At 40.2% G+C, this 15,532-nt stretch carries 20 protein-coding genes; 18 read left to right on the forward strand and 2 right to left on the reverse strand.

The window, feature by feature from the left end; all coding sequences use genetic code 11:
* Positions 1-45 precede the first annotated feature (45 nt).
* From ACFVAD_RS22850 to ACFVAD_RS22920, 15 genes are all read left to right on the forward strand, one after another.
* Positions 46-1,302, forward strand: a complete 1,257-nt coding sequence (locus tag ACFVAD_RS22850) for an ATP-binding protein (RefSeq protein ID WP_386645816.1) — start codon at positions 46-48, stop codon at positions 1,300-1,302.
* 116 nt (positions 1,303-1,418) lie between these two features.
* Positions 1,419-2,570, forward strand: a complete 1,152-nt coding sequence (locus ACFVAD_RS22855) for a PstS family phosphate ABC transporter substrate-binding protein (RefSeq protein WP_386645818.1) — start codon at positions 1,419-1,421, stop codon at positions 2,568-2,570.
* A gap of 56 nt (positions 2,571-2,626) precedes the next feature.
* Positions 2,627-3,724 carry a hypothetical protein gene (locus ACFVAD_RS22860; protein WP_386645821.1) on the forward strand — a complete coding sequence of 366 codons (1,098 nt, stop codon included), beginning with the start codon at positions 2,627-2,629 and terminating at the stop codon, positions 3,722-3,724.
* Positions 3,725-3,791: 67 nt separating this feature from the next.
* On the forward strand, positions 3,792-4,343 hold the full coding sequence (locus ACFVAD_RS22865) for an AAA family ATPase (protein ID WP_386645824.1): 552 nt from the start codon (positions 3,792-3,794) through the stop codon (positions 4,341-4,343).
* A gap of 10 nt (positions 4,344-4,353) precedes the next feature.
* Positions 4,354-4,734 carry a nucleoside 2-deoxyribosyltransferase gene (locus ACFVAD_RS22870; RefSeq protein WP_386645827.1) on the forward strand — a complete coding sequence of 127 codons (381 nt, stop codon included), beginning with the start codon at positions 4,354-4,356 and terminating at the stop codon, positions 4,732-4,734.
* Entirely contained in the window at positions 4,706-5,242 is a 537-nt protein-coding gene (locus ACFVAD_RS22875) for a hypothetical protein (RefSeq protein ID WP_386645829.1), read from the forward strand. The genes ACFVAD_RS22870 and ACFVAD_RS22875 overlap by 29 nt, the downstream gene beginning before the upstream one ends.
* Before the next feature lie 16 nt (positions 5,243-5,258).
* On the forward strand, positions 5,259-5,669 hold the full coding sequence (locus tag ACFVAD_RS22880; protein WP_386645832.1) for a hypothetical protein: 411 nt from the start codon (positions 5,259-5,261) through the stop codon (positions 5,667-5,669).
* Positions 5,670-5,781: 112 nt separating this feature from the next.
* Entirely contained in the window at positions 5,782-6,489 is a 708-nt protein-coding gene (locus tag ACFVAD_RS22885; protein WP_386645835.1) for a DNA alkylation repair protein, read from the forward strand.
* Positions 6,490-6,653: 164 nt separating this feature from the next.
* Positions 6,654-7,118 carry a helix-turn-helix transcriptional regulator gene (locus tag ACFVAD_RS22890; RefSeq protein ID WP_386645838.1) on the forward strand — a complete coding sequence of 155 codons (465 nt, stop codon included), beginning with the start codon at positions 6,654-6,656 and terminating at the stop codon, positions 7,116-7,118.
* Between the two features lie 132 nt (positions 7,119-7,250).
* Entirely contained in the window at positions 7,251-7,622 is a 372-nt protein-coding gene (locus ACFVAD_RS22895) for a hypothetical protein (protein WP_386645841.1), read from the forward strand.
* Between the two features lie 281 nt (positions 7,623-7,903).
* A complete protein-coding gene (locus ACFVAD_RS22900; RefSeq protein ID WP_386645844.1) occupies positions 7,904-8,770 on the forward strand; it encodes a S8/S53 family peptidase in 867 nt (288 codons plus the stop codon).
* Positions 8,724-9,410: a hypothetical protein gene (locus tag ACFVAD_RS22905; RefSeq protein ID WP_386645846.1), complete on the forward strand. Its 687-nt coding sequence runs from the start codon at positions 8,724-8,726 to the stop codon at positions 9,408-9,410. Before ACFVAD_RS22900 ends, ACFVAD_RS22905 begins: the two co-directional genes overlap by 47 nt.
* On the forward strand, positions 9,389-10,123 hold the full coding sequence (locus ACFVAD_RS22910; protein WP_386645849.1) for an alpha/beta fold hydrolase: 735 nt from the start codon (positions 9,389-9,391) through the stop codon (positions 10,121-10,123). Before ACFVAD_RS22905 ends, ACFVAD_RS22910 begins: the two co-directional genes overlap by 22 nt.
* Positions 10,124-10,684 carry a GNAT family N-acetyltransferase gene (locus tag ACFVAD_RS22915; RefSeq protein ID WP_386645852.1) on the forward strand — a complete coding sequence of 187 codons (561 nt, stop codon included), beginning with the start codon at positions 10,124-10,126 and terminating at the stop codon, positions 10,682-10,684.
* 4 nt (positions 10,685-10,688) lie between these two features.
* Positions 10,689-11,111 (forward strand): GNAT family N-acetyltransferase, encoded by a 423-nt coding sequence (locus ACFVAD_RS22920; RefSeq protein WP_386645855.1) that lies wholly within the window; start codon positions 10,689-10,691, stop codon positions 11,109-11,111.
* Positions 11,112-11,501: 390 nt separating this feature from the next.
* Here the strand turns inward: ACFVAD_RS22920 and ACFVAD_RS22925 are convergent, their stop codons facing one another.
* Positions 11,502-11,930, reverse strand: a complete 429-nt coding sequence (locus tag ACFVAD_RS22925; RefSeq protein ID WP_386645857.1) for a VOC family protein — start codon at positions 11,928-11,930, stop codon at positions 11,502-11,504.
* Positions 11,931-12,111: 181 nt separating this feature from the next.
* Here ACFVAD_RS22925 and ACFVAD_RS22930 point away from each other — a divergent pair, with 181 nt between their 5' ends.
* Together ACFVAD_RS22930 and ACFVAD_RS22935 are read left to right on the forward strand one after the other, a co-directional pair.
* Positions 12,112-12,648 (forward strand): sigma-70 family RNA polymerase sigma factor, encoded by a 537-nt coding sequence (locus tag ACFVAD_RS22930; protein ID WP_386645860.1) that lies wholly within the window; start codon positions 12,112-12,114, stop codon positions 12,646-12,648.
* 3 nt (positions 12,649-12,651) lie between these two features.
* On the forward strand, positions 12,652-13,629 hold the full coding sequence (locus ACFVAD_RS22935) for a DUF4179 domain-containing protein (protein ID WP_386645863.1): 978 nt from the start codon (positions 12,652-12,654) through the stop codon (positions 13,627-13,629).
* Positions 13,630-13,770: 141 nt separating this feature from the next.
* Here the strand turns inward: ACFVAD_RS22935 and ACFVAD_RS22940 are convergent, their stop codons facing one another.
* On the reverse strand, positions 13,771-14,289 hold the full coding sequence (locus tag ACFVAD_RS22940) for a gamma carbonic anhydrase family protein (protein ID WP_386645866.1): 519 nt from the start codon (positions 14,287-14,289) through the stop codon (positions 13,771-13,773).
* A 159-nt stretch (positions 14,290-14,448) separates the two neighbouring features.
* Between ACFVAD_RS22940 and ACFVAD_RS22945 the strand changes: the two genes are divergently transcribed.
* On the forward strand, positions 14,449-15,396 hold the full coding sequence (locus ACFVAD_RS22945; protein ID WP_386645869.1) for an NAD(P)H-dependent flavin oxidoreductase: 948 nt from the start codon (positions 14,449-14,451) through the stop codon (positions 15,394-15,396).
* Positions 15,397-15,532: the final 136 nt, after the last annotated feature.

Below are 15,532 nucleotides of genomic sequence, written 5' to 3' on the forward strand. Positions count from 1 at the left end.
ACCAAACAGCTATGAAATGGAATAAAAAATGAGAAAGGTACGAAGATGAGTATAATAAAAGATTTCTTGCTGCAATTGACGCTTATGGTAATCCCTATATTTATTTATTTCACATTTATTACGGAGAAGGTTAAGGGTGATCAAAACAAAAACGTTCTAATGACCTTTTTATGGGGGATATCCATCCTATTATGCATGTCATTTCCACTAACTTTCGGTCAGGATGCCCGTTTGGATTTAAGATTTATTCCGCTTTTATTTGCAACCTTATACCTCGGATTTCGTCCAGGAGTCTTTCTTTCTGTCCTGGTTATCCTATATCGCCTTTATTCTGGCATCAGCATTGGATTTTACACTACTGTTCTAGTCTTATTATTGTCACTGCCTGTCATTTTGTTCTATCAAAAATCATTTGCAAATTCGAATAAAGATAATAGAGTTAAAATTGCGGTGGGGCTAGCCTTTTACTACTGTCTGATTGGCCTTACTTCATCTGGTATTCTAAATGGCTTTTCAATAGATGACGTGAAAGTGCAGATTATTCATCTTTTCTTTGTAGTGGCAGTTACATGGATCTTCACAATGTTAATGGAAACAATCAGGGAGATCCATCAGCTGCGTTCAGAGCTGCTGAATTCGGAAAAATTGCGTGTAGTCAGTGAGTTGTCTAGTGTTTTCGCTCATGAAATCAGAAATCCGATGCAGGTTACTCGCGGATTTCTGCAGCTTCTGAACGATCCAGAGCTGTCTAAAAGTAAGAAGGATTATATAAAAATATCCATTGAAGAGTTAGATCGTGCAAATGAGATAATCGACGAATTCCTTATGTTGGGAAAACCCGCCATAAATAACAATATAAAAGTAAACGCAGGATACCAGTTGGAGCGAGTCATTAATATCATACAAGGCTATAGCATAAGCCATCAAGTTGAAATCAAAACGAATATAGAGGATAACTGCTGGATAGATGCGAATCCTCAAAAACTGAACCAATCCTTGATTAATATAATGAAAAATGCGGTAGAGTCTATGCCAGAAGGTGGAACTGTTTGGGTTACCTGTTCTTCAACGGGTAATGATACCATAAAAATCACCATTAAAGACCAAGGAATCGGTATGACAAAAAAACAGTTAGATAGGCTTGGATCTCCGTTCTATTCCTTGAAGGAAAAGGGAACAGGATTGGGTATGATGGTAAGCTTTCAAATAATCCGGTCTTTCAAAGGTAAAATAATTGTGAACAGTGAAAAAGGGATGGGTACAGAGTTTATTATCCTGTTACCGCAAATTTCCCAGAAATGAGGGTTGTCTCGAAGACTTAAGATGTCTTAAAGATGGTCCTTTTTTTTTGAAAATAAATATTGTATTCAGAATAATCATTTGAAATAATTGGTAAAGAGAGACAGAGGGGGAAGTCCATGAGGGTTATTGGGTCTTTTATAATATCGGTAATTATTTTATTTGTAGGTTTTTATGCTACGGTTATGACATTGTTGTCAACGGAAAAAGAGCAATATAGTTTAGTGGTAGCCGCATTTGTCCTCATGCTATTGATATTTGCGAACCTGCTGGTATGGGAACAGTTTTCAAAAAAAGCTGTAAGGTATAGCTTTATCGGTTTATTCAGTTGTTTTATTTTATTTGTTGCCTATGAGAATGTGAAGGGGTGGCATCTTAGATCCTTGCAAGTTATGAGTACACAAGATGTAGACCTCTCAGATTATGAACCATTTGTAAAGGATTCTTTGGTAGCAAAATTGAATAAATCTGCTTCATTGAAGATGGAGGAACCTTTACTGAAGCTTGACGGATCGACTGCATTGTATCCGGTATTTTCTGCATTTGCACAAGCCGTTTATCCAAAAGGATCTTATGACTCAGCAAATAGTGAGGTGCAATCAACACAAACTTCCGGAGCTTGGGCGAATCTATTGAAAGAAGAAAGTGACATTATCTTTGCACCAGAGCCACCGGGTACAATTCAAGACCTTGCAAAATCTAAAGATGTTCAGTTGGTGTTAACTCCAATAGGAAAAGAATCATTCGTTTTTTTTGTACATAAGGATAATCCAGTAAGTGATATAACATTAGAGCAAGTTCAAAAAATATATGCAGGGGAAATTACAAATTGGAAAGAACTTGGCGGGAAAGATGAGCCCATATTGGCATTTCAACGACCGGAAGACAGCGGAAGTCAACAAATGCTTATGAAAGTGATGGGAACCAAACGATTAATGGAAGCACCCAAAGATCAACATGTAACGGGAATGGGAGGCATCATCGAAGAAACCTTGGACTATGAAAATAGGAAAAACGCAATCGGTTTCTCCTTTCGCTTCTTCTCGGAATCTATGGTGCAAAATAACAAGATTAAACATCTAGCGATCAATGGAGTGTCTCCTTCTATAACATCCATCCAACAAGATACCTATCCTTTTGTGAGTCCATTTTATGCTGTACACCTTTCGACAACAACGAATCCAAATCTCGTACCATTTTTGGAATGGATGAAGTCAGAAGAAGGACAGACCTTAGTGGAAAAGTCAGGATATGTGCCTTATTACAAGTAAATATGTGTCAGATTTTCTGGCTTAATGAGTAGTCTATTTAAAAGGAGATCCAATTTATGAAAGCGATTGATTATTTGGAAGAATATAAGAAATTTAACCGGGAAAATCCAACTAAAGATAATGAAGACCTGTTGTTAAAGGCCTTTGAGTTCGTTCAGGAGGAAATAGTCGATTCAAGTTATTCAATTGACAGTGTTCGATTGGGACATGAGATTTATGGATACTTAGGTGACAGGGGATTACAGTTGAGAGTAGAACTGATGAGAAAATATTTGGAAAATGGAAGTCTTGAATCTCTAACTGATTGCTTCTGGGCTAAATGGGAGATGGTGGACAACTTGGCTCTTTTAAAGAATTATGAAGATATGATAGAAGAGCAGCGTGAATTTTTAGAATGGTCAAGAGAAAATCTCGGCCCTGAATATTGGATTAAAGTGATGTATGACAGTACACAGGCCGTAGGATGGTTTCACGAAGGTAAATCAGAAGAATGGTTTTCCATTTATCAAGACATATTGACAAGGATCACTCCTTCAGAAACCAATCGCCATTCGAGGATTCTACTTGTTGAAACTGCCGCAGGACTGTGTGCATATGAACGCAAAGATTATGAACAGGCACTTAAGGAAATCCAGAAGTATCATGATATCCTGCATGAGGACGAAATGTGGTCGGATTATGACAAGTTCTATATCCGTTATGTTACATACATGTTGGAAACATATGTAGGAAAAAAGGAAATGGATAAATATGAGGAATTAGTCAACAAAGTAGTTTTGAAGATCGAAATTAAATTTGATCAAAACGAAAAGGGGCTCAGTGATAATATTGATGAAGTCTGTGATATGGCACATGACATAGCCACATGTTTAATGTGGGAAAAGAGATACGAGCAAGCAATAAAGCTTTTCGAAAAAGCCATTGAGTATCAAGGAACCGGAGTCACTCATTTCTTCTATGCCATATGTATTTGGGCTGAGCTTAAAGACAGAGAAGAAACATTACACCACCTTAGAATGGCCGAGAATAAAATAACCGGTAATGGTGGACTGCGATCAAGGTATATACATATGTTTTTGGAGCAGCCTGAGTTTAGTGATGTCCGGGAGGATGCAGAATTTTTATCAGTGTTCAAGCATTTGCCGACTGGATGAAGTTTTGCATTTGATGATTGGGTAATGTCTTACTCAGTTAATTTTATGTAACAAAGGAGGCAGCCTTATGAAACGGCTAATGATTCTTACCGTAGGAAAAACGCACAGTGGTAAATCTACTTTTGCCAGACTGCTAGAAAAAGAGCTGAACAACTCTATTGTAATGGATCAGGATAACCACGCAGTATTTATCAACACCTATTACAGGAACCTGCAGCCAAAACAAGGACCGAATACGCTCAAACACGCCATCTCTCGGCTGATTGTCGACTATGCAAAAGAGCAGACGGATTCCCACTTGATCATCTGTAATTCCAACCGGTATAAAAAAGGAAGAGAATATCTTCTGAATGAGCTATTCCCTTCAGTAGAGTTCGTGCGCATTCTCGTCCATTTCGATATCCCTGATCATGTCCTCCGGGCGCGAGTGTCGCATACTGAGCGGAATACCAATATTTTCAGAAGCGCATCCACCTTTGAAGAAGTTCTGCGACGTCAGGAGACTGAGTTTGTGCCAGATCCGACAGAAGGAGAGTCAGAGCATTTCTTCGTGATCAGGGACAGTGAAGAAGTGAAGAATGTTATTCAAACGATTGTAGAAATTTCGCAAAGTATCTAGGGAGGCTATCATGAAGTTTTATGTTGCATCAAGCTTCAAAAATATAGATCAAGTCCGCTACATAAGCGGAAAATTAAAAAGATTGGGCAATATCCATACATACGATTGGACACAAAACGTAAGAGCGTCAACACTGGAAGACCTGAAACAAATCGGACAGCTGGAAAAGGACGCAGTCGCAGAAGCCGATCTTGTAGTCGTAATACTGCCAGGGGGTAAAGGGAGCCACATTGAACTGGGGATTGCTCTTGGTCTCAACAAAAAAATCATTCTCTACTCTCCTGATCAGTCAATCTACAATTTTTCGACTACGAGCACCTTCTATCATCTGCCTGAGGTTGAGAAGTTTATAGGGACACTGGATGAGTTGGTGGAGTTTCTGGAGTTATGACTTGATGGGGGGAATTTCTATTCATAAAGTAGTATTTATTATTATTTTATTTCTAATAATTATCGGTTGTTCAAATCAAGACTATCAATTGGAACTGATTAGTTCACACGCAATAGTTACTGATACCCCACAGATGATAAATTCCGATACTCCTGAAGGTGAAGAGCCCGTTATTCCAGAGTACTATTTGGAGTACACATTTTTAATACTTAATAACGGCAGCCATATTGGAAGTAACAGCAAAATGATCCAGTTGGAGTTTAAACCAAATGAGGATTTAGAAAAGTTGCTTGGAAAAGATATCTTTGATCGCAATCCGAATAATGGTATTCAAGGTCCTGCGTACTTGGAGAGTGATAGTGAGGGAGAATTTATACTCGTTCTTGGATTAGACAGGGAAATATTAAATAAAATGGATAAAATCAATATGGCAGAAATGCTGGATGGGACATTGATTGTAAAAGAGGGATCAAAGAAAATCCTGCAATTGCCTGTAAATAGTAGATAGATATTGGAGGTTCAATATGTATTTCAATCATAAGAATCTCAGAATAATAAAAGTATCATACGATTCAAATGGTCATTTTATGAAGTTGGAGATAATACTATCTGATGGTATTGCTATTATACGTTGGGGATTGGACGAATTCACTGCTAAGGGAATCAAAGAAATTGTATCTAGGAATTATTTAGACAGCCTCGAAAAGGAGTATCACTATGAACTGTTGCCGTACGTTGGCACATGCGTGGAAAAGCCTAAAGGGGAAAGGAAATTTATCGGACATGTCAGATGTGTTCAACGGCGCCAAGCTGCAAGGATTGAATTTGAATGCTCGGAGAAATTTGCCGGTAATATGGAGTGGTTAAAAAAAGAAGTAAGGACTTTAAATGATATTAAGCATTTATACTGGGGCCTATGGGAGGAACAACGATAAAAGTACACAAAATATAATCATGGCATTAATTTGAGGTGACTCTTATGAGTGGCGATATGTTAGTTTGTTATAATGAAATGAGAGTGAATAGTAAGAAAGGAAGTGCTAAGCTATGGATTTCGAAACAGTCATGAAGGAGCTTGAAGGCCTCGGCAAGGAACGTTCTAAAAAAATGTACATATCCAATGGTGCGAAAGAACCGCTTTTTGGTGTGGCTACAGGAGCTATGAAACCTATCGCAAAGAAAATAAAAATCAATCAAGATTTAGCTGAAGGGCTCTATGCCACAGGTAACTATGATGCCATGTATTTTGCAGGCATTATCGCAGATCCCAAGCCCATAACTGAGTCGGATTATGATCGTTGGATGGATGGAGCGTACTTCTATATGCTTTCCGATTATGTGGTGGCGGTTACTTTAGCAGAATCGGATATTGCTCAAGAAGTTGCTGACAAATGGATAACAAGCGGTGAAGAGCTAAGAATGTCAGCGGGGTGGAGCTGCTATTGTTGGCTTTTAGGGAATCGGAAAGACAATGAATTTTCCGAAAGCAAGATTTCCGTTATGCTTGATATGGTGAAGAATACAATACACGATTCACCGGAACGAACGAAATCCGCCATGAATAATTTTCTTTATACAGTGGGGATTTCTTATAAGCCCCTTAATGAAAAGGCAATTGAAACTGCAAATGCAGTAGGTGTAGTAGAAGTTAAACGGGACAAGAAAAAAAGCAGTTTCCTTAATGCCTATGAGAGTATCCAAAAAGAAATGGATAGAGGAAAGCTTGGTTTCAAACGCAAATATGTAAGATGTTAAAGTACGATGGGGCAGTTAATCCATAAAGGATTGACGCTCCTTTTTTGTTGGAGTTTATATAAAAGAAAGATACTTCCGTCTATTTTTTCTGAATATTATTGTAATTCAGGTCTAAAAAGTGTAAAATTACACATATATGATAAAAAGGAGCTATAGAATAAATAATGAACCAGACAGATGTCATTAACTTAATTTCTAATAAACTAAAATTGATTCGCATTGAATATGACTACACACAAGATAAAATGGCAGAAATTCTTGGTGTTTCCAAGAAAACGTTGGTGCAGATCGAAAAAGGCAGAAATCCCGCAAGCTGGACGGTGACGGTAGCAGCCAGTGCACTGTTTAGAGAAAGTGAGATCCTTACCTCTGTTCTTGGAGCCGATCCGTTGGAAGTCATTGAAACCCTTGCGCATGAAAAGATAGATAGTCCAAAAGATAAAACAATGGGAGGTAAGGTGTGGTGGAAAGGAGTCAAAGTAATGGGGAAATTCCGCCTTCAGCAAAATGTGATCAGTCAGCATTATCGAATTCTGGATGATCTTGATTTTCGCTGGTATAGCTCATTTAATGGGGAAGATGCATTACAGAAAATAAACGAATTATCCAAAGACAAGAAAGGAGACTAGACTGATGGAAATAAATATTGTCCTCCTAATAGTCGTTCTATGCCCTGTTTTTTTGGTAGCCTGCTACTTATCTGAAAGGCTTGATCTTCAATAGAATTGACTTCAAAAAACTCTAACTGATAGGAGTGTAGCATGAATAGAAAAGTATTAGCTGTCTGTATCACACTTTCCATGGTAACTGTACCTATGGGATCCTTTTACTTGTACTTACTTTCTGGTGAGAAGACAAGACATGAAGCAACACTTTCTTACTTGAAGGAAGATAGGGGGTATAAACAAAACGAGATTAAAAGTGTTGAAGTGGAGTATAGCATAATGAGCGTACTCTTTTCCTATCATCCATGGGCCATTAAAGTTGTATATGAGGATGAACCGTCCGCTATCTATTACTATCATTATGAGGACGGGGTAATGTCACAAAGCAGACTTTCAGGAAGTAACCCTGATGAATTGTATCATCATCTTGAAGATGCGCCTCCTGATATAAAGAAAAATAAAAACTAAAGCAGTCGGGGGAAGACTTGTCTGAATGAATGGTATTCATCTGAATAAATACTTGGATTTTCAAAATAAAAAAGGAATTTCCGATTAAAAGAAGAAGTTATAAAAGGTACTACTATTTGTAAACGGAAGGCATTCCGCACAAACAGTTGGCACAGGGGTGGATTTTTCACAATCACCCTACATACAAATATAATTACAGTTCTTCATTGATTAATATTTGGTGCATTTCTTCAAGTAGGGGGAGTGCATTTTTTCTTTGATTGAGAAAGAAGGAGATGATTATGGAGAAGTCAACAGATATTCAGTCCAAAGTAGAAGTATGGCTAAAGGATATGGAGCGTCGTGTGGAACCGACCTGGAAGAGACTTGGCTTGTCTGAAGCGCCTGATGTGATGGATTCAGGCAAAGGGATCGGAATTATCATTCTCGATGATATCATCCCCCATAATCTTGTTCAGCATTTAGAAGGGCGGTTAAAGAAGGTCAAGGTCGCAGAGGATGGGAATGTATCCTGCCAGGATGTTGCTTCCGGGGAGCCGCAACCGATGAATGGAACGGTGGAGCATGGAATGATGACCTTGCAGCTCCTATCACATTTGCCAATTGAAAAGAATGGCCATCCCCATGTAGGCTTAGTCCCTGCAGCAACATTTATCATGTTATCGGAATATGAGCCGAAGAAGATAGAGGAAGGATTAACATGGATACTGGAAAGGCAGGAGGAATGGAATGTCCAAATCCTCCTGAATCTAATGGTTCCAAATACAAGAGAAATGGGAGCGATGAAGCTAACAGCCGAAGATCCCTTAGTACAAGCGATGGAACCAGCGCTTCAAGCAGGCATCCTGATTGTCGCTGCTAACGGGAATACCCTAGCGCATAACAATCTCCATCCCGCTGACTTCCTGGTGGTAGGAGGCTATGATGACTGTGGTTCTTCGAATCCCCAATTACATAGGCGACATCCTGCTGTGCCATGGGGAATGAATGGAGATGGCAATGTCCGCCCTGATGTTTTAGCTCCTTTCAGCTATTTGCCGGTTCCATATTGTGAAGTGAAATCCTCCCATCGAGTCTTTTCCTTTTTTGGAGGCTCGTGCGGTGCAGCTGCTCTGGTCACAGGGGTATGTGCACATCTGCTTGCTTAAGTATCCTGAGTTGGAAGCTCAATATTTAAAGAGAATGCTAGTTCAAAATGGGGATCTACTGCTGAATGAAGTGATACCTGCACTGAAGATAAATGTCTCCAAAGCAGTTGAAAAAATGGGGATAGACTTAAGGGGACAAGACCCTTATTCTATTGCACCGGAAAAGGAGTCTGTGGCTGTCGTCATGCGGGCTAGGACACTGACCGAATTAATTGAAGAGAAAGAAATTACAAGAGAAGAATTATGGCAGCAACTTAATGATGAATCCCCGGTTGTTAGAAAAACAGTAATTTCCTATGGCCTCAAAGCGCCTATGAATGAGTTAGAAAGAAAGAAGTACTGGGATTATTTTCGTACGAGCCAGAGAGAAGATGGTGAAAGAATTGCCTGGCTTTATCAGTTGCTCATGAACGCTCCCTCTGGTGAATTGGACCAATGGATGGTCCTGCTGAATGAACAAGACCTAGAAATTACCCTATGTGTAAAAATTTATCTTGGGATGAATTATAGTGATGCCCCGGAAATTCCGTATCATCCAGATCCTGATCCAGAATTTATTACGCTGACAACAAATTCAGTGTGGGACTGGTATAAGGAGAAACAAAGAGGTGGAATTCAATGGAAAGATACATGGAAATAAGGAATGCAAAACTTTGGACAAAGAAACGAGGCCAAGGTACTCCTGTCCTCCTGATAAGTGGAGGGCCGGGGTGCTGTAATTACATGGAGCCGGTAGCTGAGCTTATTGACGGATTTTCAGAAGTCATCATGTTCGATCCAAGAGGCTGCGGTCGATCTACCTTTGATGGGAATGGATACGATTTGGATGTTGCGCTACGTGACTTGGAGACCATTCGCCTAGAGTATGGGATTGAAAAATGGGTGGTCATCGGGCATTCCTGGGGTGCAGACTTGGGGCTCGCTTACGCCCTTGAATATCCTGAATCTATAATAAGCTTTGTTTCTATATCAGGGACTGGAATTCAGAATGATAGAGATTGGAAGGAAGCCTACAAGAGAAACAAAGACGAGATCGGTGAGGTGCTTCCTGACTTTGAATATGAAGCCAGTAAGACTGTCCACCGTTCCCTCATTGACTCTTGGAGAGCATACATTAAAAGGCCCAGTCTCCTGAAGGAAATTGCAGAACTCGATCTCCCAACAATATTTATTTTTGCAGAGAATGATATTCGACCTTCCTGGCCTATTGAACAAGTGGCAAATCTCATAAGAAATTCTAGATACATAGAGTTGGTGGGGGCGGAGCATTACATTTGGCAGACAAAGCGGAAAGAATTGGGTATAGTGCTTCGGGAGTTTATAAAGACAGGTAATTTATCGGGAGTGAAATAGATGATAGATTTGAGCAGTAAACCACATATCGTGGGAGAGAAAGTTATCCTGCGACCTTTTCAGGATGAGGACCTTCCTTTTATAGAGGAGTGTCTGAAAGATCCGGAGGTTATCAAACTGACAGGAAGCACCGATGATTACGATGAGGATGCGGTCATTAAATGGTACAAGACAAGGAATGAGCAGGAGGACCGCCTGGATCTTGCGATTGTGGATCAGGGTTTGAATGTCCTGGTAGGAGAGGTAGTGGCCAATCTTTATCAGGAAGAAAAGCAGAGTATGAACTTCCGGATACTGATAGGACCAAGGGGACGAGACCGTGGTTTCGGAACGGAAGCTACCGCACTTTTCATGGATCATCTTTTCCAAAATACGAAACTGAATCAACTGACTCTCAGTGTTTTTGACTTCAATCCGAGAGCGAAAAAGGTATATGAAAAGGCTGGCTTTATCGTTGAAAGTGTCGACAAGCAGGAATTGGAATTTGAAGGAGAATGGATCGACTCCATCAATATGGTGTTGACCAGAGATAACTGGCTGAAAATCAGAAAAGGGGATTAACAAGATGAATTTGCACATTACGAAGGAAACAGACGACAAGAAGAAACGCCATGTAAACAAGATGCTGTATGAATATAACCTGCAGCATTTTCCGGAGGATTTAAGAGGAAGATACCAGGAAATCAACCTATACCTGATGGACGAAGAAGATAACGTCAGGGGAGGGCTATTGGGAGAGGTCTGCTGGAATTGGCTCGAGATCCATATTCTGATGATAGATGAAGACCTACGCAAGGATGGCTACGGATCGAAACTAATGCTGGAAGCAGAGCGCCTTGCTGTCGAAAATAAATGCGATTTCATTAAGGTGGATACGCTTAGCTTCCAGGCATTGGACTTCTACAAGAAGCACGGCTATGAAGTGTATGGGATACTCGACCAGGTTGGCAGGGACCATGAGCATTATTTTTTGAGGAAGTTATTATAATTAAAAGCTGATAGGCTGCCAAGCTTGCAATAATTTTAGCGGTCTTTTTGGCGGGAAACATGTGGTGGAAGAAAAATCGGTCAAAATGACGGAGTAAGTAATATTTTATATCCAAAAGGAGCAAGCAGAGGGGAAATGCCCGGCTAACTGCTTGCTTTTTAAGTAAATGATACGGTTTAAAGGGGAAAATCGGTATATCGGGCTTTCAGTTAAAGCCCGAAAATGAGATATGCACAAAAAATAGGATTTGTGATGAAAAATCCCTGTCTTTTGCTGAAAAATCTAAATGATATGCACAAAAATCCATATTTGCGGTGAAAAAATCCAGTAATATGCACAAACCGCATAATATGACAGGTTTCGACATAACTAAAAAAACAGAATTATGTGTTACATAGCCATTTCGCCATTGTCGTAGTTAATCTGCCAGTGGATTCCGAATTTATCAGTTACTTGCCCATAGAGCTTGCTCCAGAAGGTTTCCTGCAGTTCCATTCCAACTGTACCACCATCTTTTAATTGTTCATACCAGGATTTTAAATCATCCATATTTTTACTGATTAAAGCAAGGGTTATGTTGTTGCCCGCCACAAATGGCTGACCAGGGAATGTATCAGAAAACATAAGATTGCTTCCGTCGATGTTCAGACGTGTGTGCATCACCAATTCTTTTGCTTCCTCTGGAAGTGGATAATCCGGATTCGGTGGGGAATCACCAAAAGTCATGATTCTAGGTGCTTCTGTTTTAAAAACCTTTGCGTAAAATTCGACTGCTTCCCGGCAGTTGCCATTGAAAACTAGATACACATCTACAGACATTCTTTCTTTCACTCCTCTTCACTATTTAAGTTCCAATCTATTTTATCCGAAAATCCACATGATAGACAATTTAATATGGAATATCTATTCCTCCATTATTTTTTATGATTATTGATAGGTTTTCATGATTATGAACGTATTACTAGGCAGGTACCGAAATGAGAGCAAGGGAGGGAACAGTTTGAGGGTAACAGAAGAAAATGTTGTACAACAAATAAAGCTTAAAAATGAAGAAAGTATCACGTTCCTGGTTGATACCTATGGAGGATTGATGAATGCGATCGTCCGGAAATACCTGGCAGGCAATCAACAGGATATCGAAGAATGTTTCTCCGATGTATTGGTGGCAGTCTGGTACCATATTGAATCTTTCAATCCGGAAAAAAATGAATTTAAGCAATGGATTGCTGCTATTGCAAAGTATAGATCTATTGATTATGTTAGAAAATCAGAAAAGGCAAGGAAGCATAGAGCAGCTTTCGAGTTTGATGAAAACAAGTTGGGCCGGAAAGATATAAGGGAATCGGTGCCTGATATAGGCGGCTTGTTAAAGGAATTGAATGATACCGAAAGGGCGGTATTAAAAAGCTATTATGTTGAAGGTATTTCATCGAAAGAGATTGCAAATCAATTCAATACTAAGGAATCTTGGGTCCATAACAAGCTTTCGCGAGGAAGAAAAAGATTGAGAACCATTCTATTAAAGGGTGAGGTGTAGGGTATGAGCATCTATAAAGAGTTGAATGATGTGCAACTGGATATTTGTGAGATCGAAGAGGTTCCTCTTTCCAAAAGTGAAAGAAAGCGGATTATCAAGGATGTCCATCGAAAAATCCGTCCGAATCAAAGGAAGAAAAACTGGGCAATGGCAGGGATAGCGGTTGCGGCAGCTTGTGTGATTGGTGCCACAACGATAACAATGGACCGCGGCACCATTGCAAGCATGCCTTTTGTTGCAGAACCTATTGAAAAATATATAAATGAGTTGCAGCCAAGTGATTTTTCCTCCTATAAAACAGCAATCGGAGAAACATCAGAGAACGAGCTAGGAAAATTGACACTGAATGAGATTATGATGGATGATCAGCAAATATTCTTCAGTGCAATCTTCCAGCCGGCTGAGGATGTCGAATTTGACTATCAGACAAATATTTTTCCGACAGTGAAAATCAATGGGCAAGACTATGCGGTTTCAACTGGCGGACAATCCATTGAATTGAATGATAGCATGTTTACGATATATAATGACATCGATTTAAGTCAAGCCCTCGAGACAGAGGAACTAAATATTGAGATCAGTTATGATAAGTGGGACTTCGATACCGTAATAGAACAGCCTTGGACGTATGAAGTGAATGTTTCCCAAAAACATTTGCTCGAACAGAAAAAAGTATTTGTTATGAACAAGGAAGTCACATTAAATAATGGAGAAATTGTCCAGATCGAAAGAGTAGTATCCACACCAATTTCCACGACGATTTATTATGATCTATCCAAGAGCACAACAGAGGATATTTACTTTTCCATTCAAACCGAGGACGGCAATGAAGAGTATGGTGGGAGTTCTTACACTTCTAATGAACAAGGTGATGTATCCACCATCCGTATGAATGGAATGACGTTGGAGAACAAGAAGTATTACCTGGTAGCCCATGATTCTGATCATCATGTCCTGAGCAACCCAATATCTATCAATTAGACCGTTGCAAGTAAAAGTCTGTTCGTAAAGTGAGCATTCATTCGGATGGTCTATGAAAATAATAAGTTCGAAGAATAATGTTTGATAAAGACAAAAGACTCGTCAAATTGACGAGTCTTTTGCTTTAAACTGTCATAAAGATTATTTCTCCCTCAGCTCCAACATATACTCTTTCCCTTTCAGCACATATGTATCAATCGATAGCTGAATAAGCTCCACATCTTTGTCCGTGATTTCCCGAATAACTTTGCCCGGAGATCCGACAACCAGGGAACGGGGAGGAATCTTTTTTCCTGAAGGAATCAAAGTGTTCGCACCTATGATGCTTTCTTCCCCAATTTCTGCGCCGTCCAAGATGGTAGCCCCCATCCCGATAATACATCTTTTCTTCACGGTACAACCATGCAGGATCGCATTATGTCCCACTGTTACCTCATCCTCAATCACAAGAGGGAACCCTTCATACAGATGAGCTGTCACGTTATCTTGGATGCTGCATTTCTTTCCGATGCTGATTGGCCCTTCATCCCCACGCAGTACCGCATTAAACCATACGGTCGACTCCTCGCCAATGGTAACATCCCCTATAATATGTGCCCCCGGTGCCACAAACACAGATGAATCCACATTTGGTTCCTTCCCACCATATCGATATAGCATAAGCATCTTACCCCTTTCGGTCCACTTTTCGTATTGTCTAGTTACGCCGGCTAGGCCCTCGAGGTCTTAAGTCGGGCCTGACCAAGCCGGCTCCACTTTTCGTATTGTCTAAATATTAAAATTAGTATAACATTATTTTTACGAGGGGTGAAAGAATAGATGAATAAATTAATAGACATATTGAATATACAACTACCTATCATTCAAGGGGGAATGGGGAATATCAGTAATGCCCCGCTTGCTGCGGCCGTCTCGAATGCAGGAGGACTGGGAACAATCGGTGCCGGAACGATGATTCCGGAAGAAGTGGAAAAGATAATCCTGCAAACAAAGCAGCTTACCAACAAGCCTTTTGCGGTCAATGTTGCACTTTCCGTGTCCCCCTATACAAAAGAAATATTGAGGTTGATCATCATGCATGGCGTCCAGGCGGTCTCACTTTCTGCCGGTAATCCAGCGCCGTTTATTCCAAAACTGAAGGAGCATGGTGTAAAGGTCATTTGTGTAGTGGCTTCTCCTAAGCAGGCGGTAAAAGCTGAAAATGCAGGAGCGGATGTTATTGTAGCAGAGGGATATGAAGCGGCAGGTATCAATTCGAATCTGGAAACGACCACGTTCACCCTGATTCCCCAAATTGCTTCAAAGGTCACCGTCCCAATTGCAGCTGCTGGAGGGATCGGTGACGGAAAAGGACTTGCAGCTGCACTTGCACTCGGAGCGTCAGGCGTGCAAATGGGGACGAGGCTGATTGCTACAAAGGAAGCTCCATTCCACGAGGAATACAAGAATACCCTCCTGGCCGCTGATGATCAGGGAACAGTCATTGTAGGACGTTCTGTGGGAAGGGTAAGAAGGGTATTGAAAACTCCCTATTCGGACTACTTGTTAGAAAAAGAGGCAATCGGAATAACGCTAGAGGATTTCAACGGTTTGACGACAGAGGAGCATCACAAGCTTGGGGCCCTTCATGGAGAACTATCCAAAGGGTTTATCAATGGCGGCCAGATTTCAAGCATTATTTCAGATATTCCTAGTGTTGAAGATCTATTCGCCTGTATGATGAAGGAGGCAAAGGAAGAATTAAAGCGTGCGAGTAATCTAATATAAGTTTTGAAGAAAGGCTTCCGGCTATCTGGAGGGCTTTTTTATTGTTTAGGAAATTATAAACCCCTTTAAATTGTGGATAACTGTTCTTATAATGTTCTTATATAACTCTCAGGGTGAAAAGTATGAAAAAGAAAAA

The organism is Sutcliffiella sp. NPDC057660 (genome assembly GCF_042800035.1).
GTDB lineage: Bacteria > Bacillota > Bacilli > Bacillales > Bacillaceae_I > Sutcliffiella_A.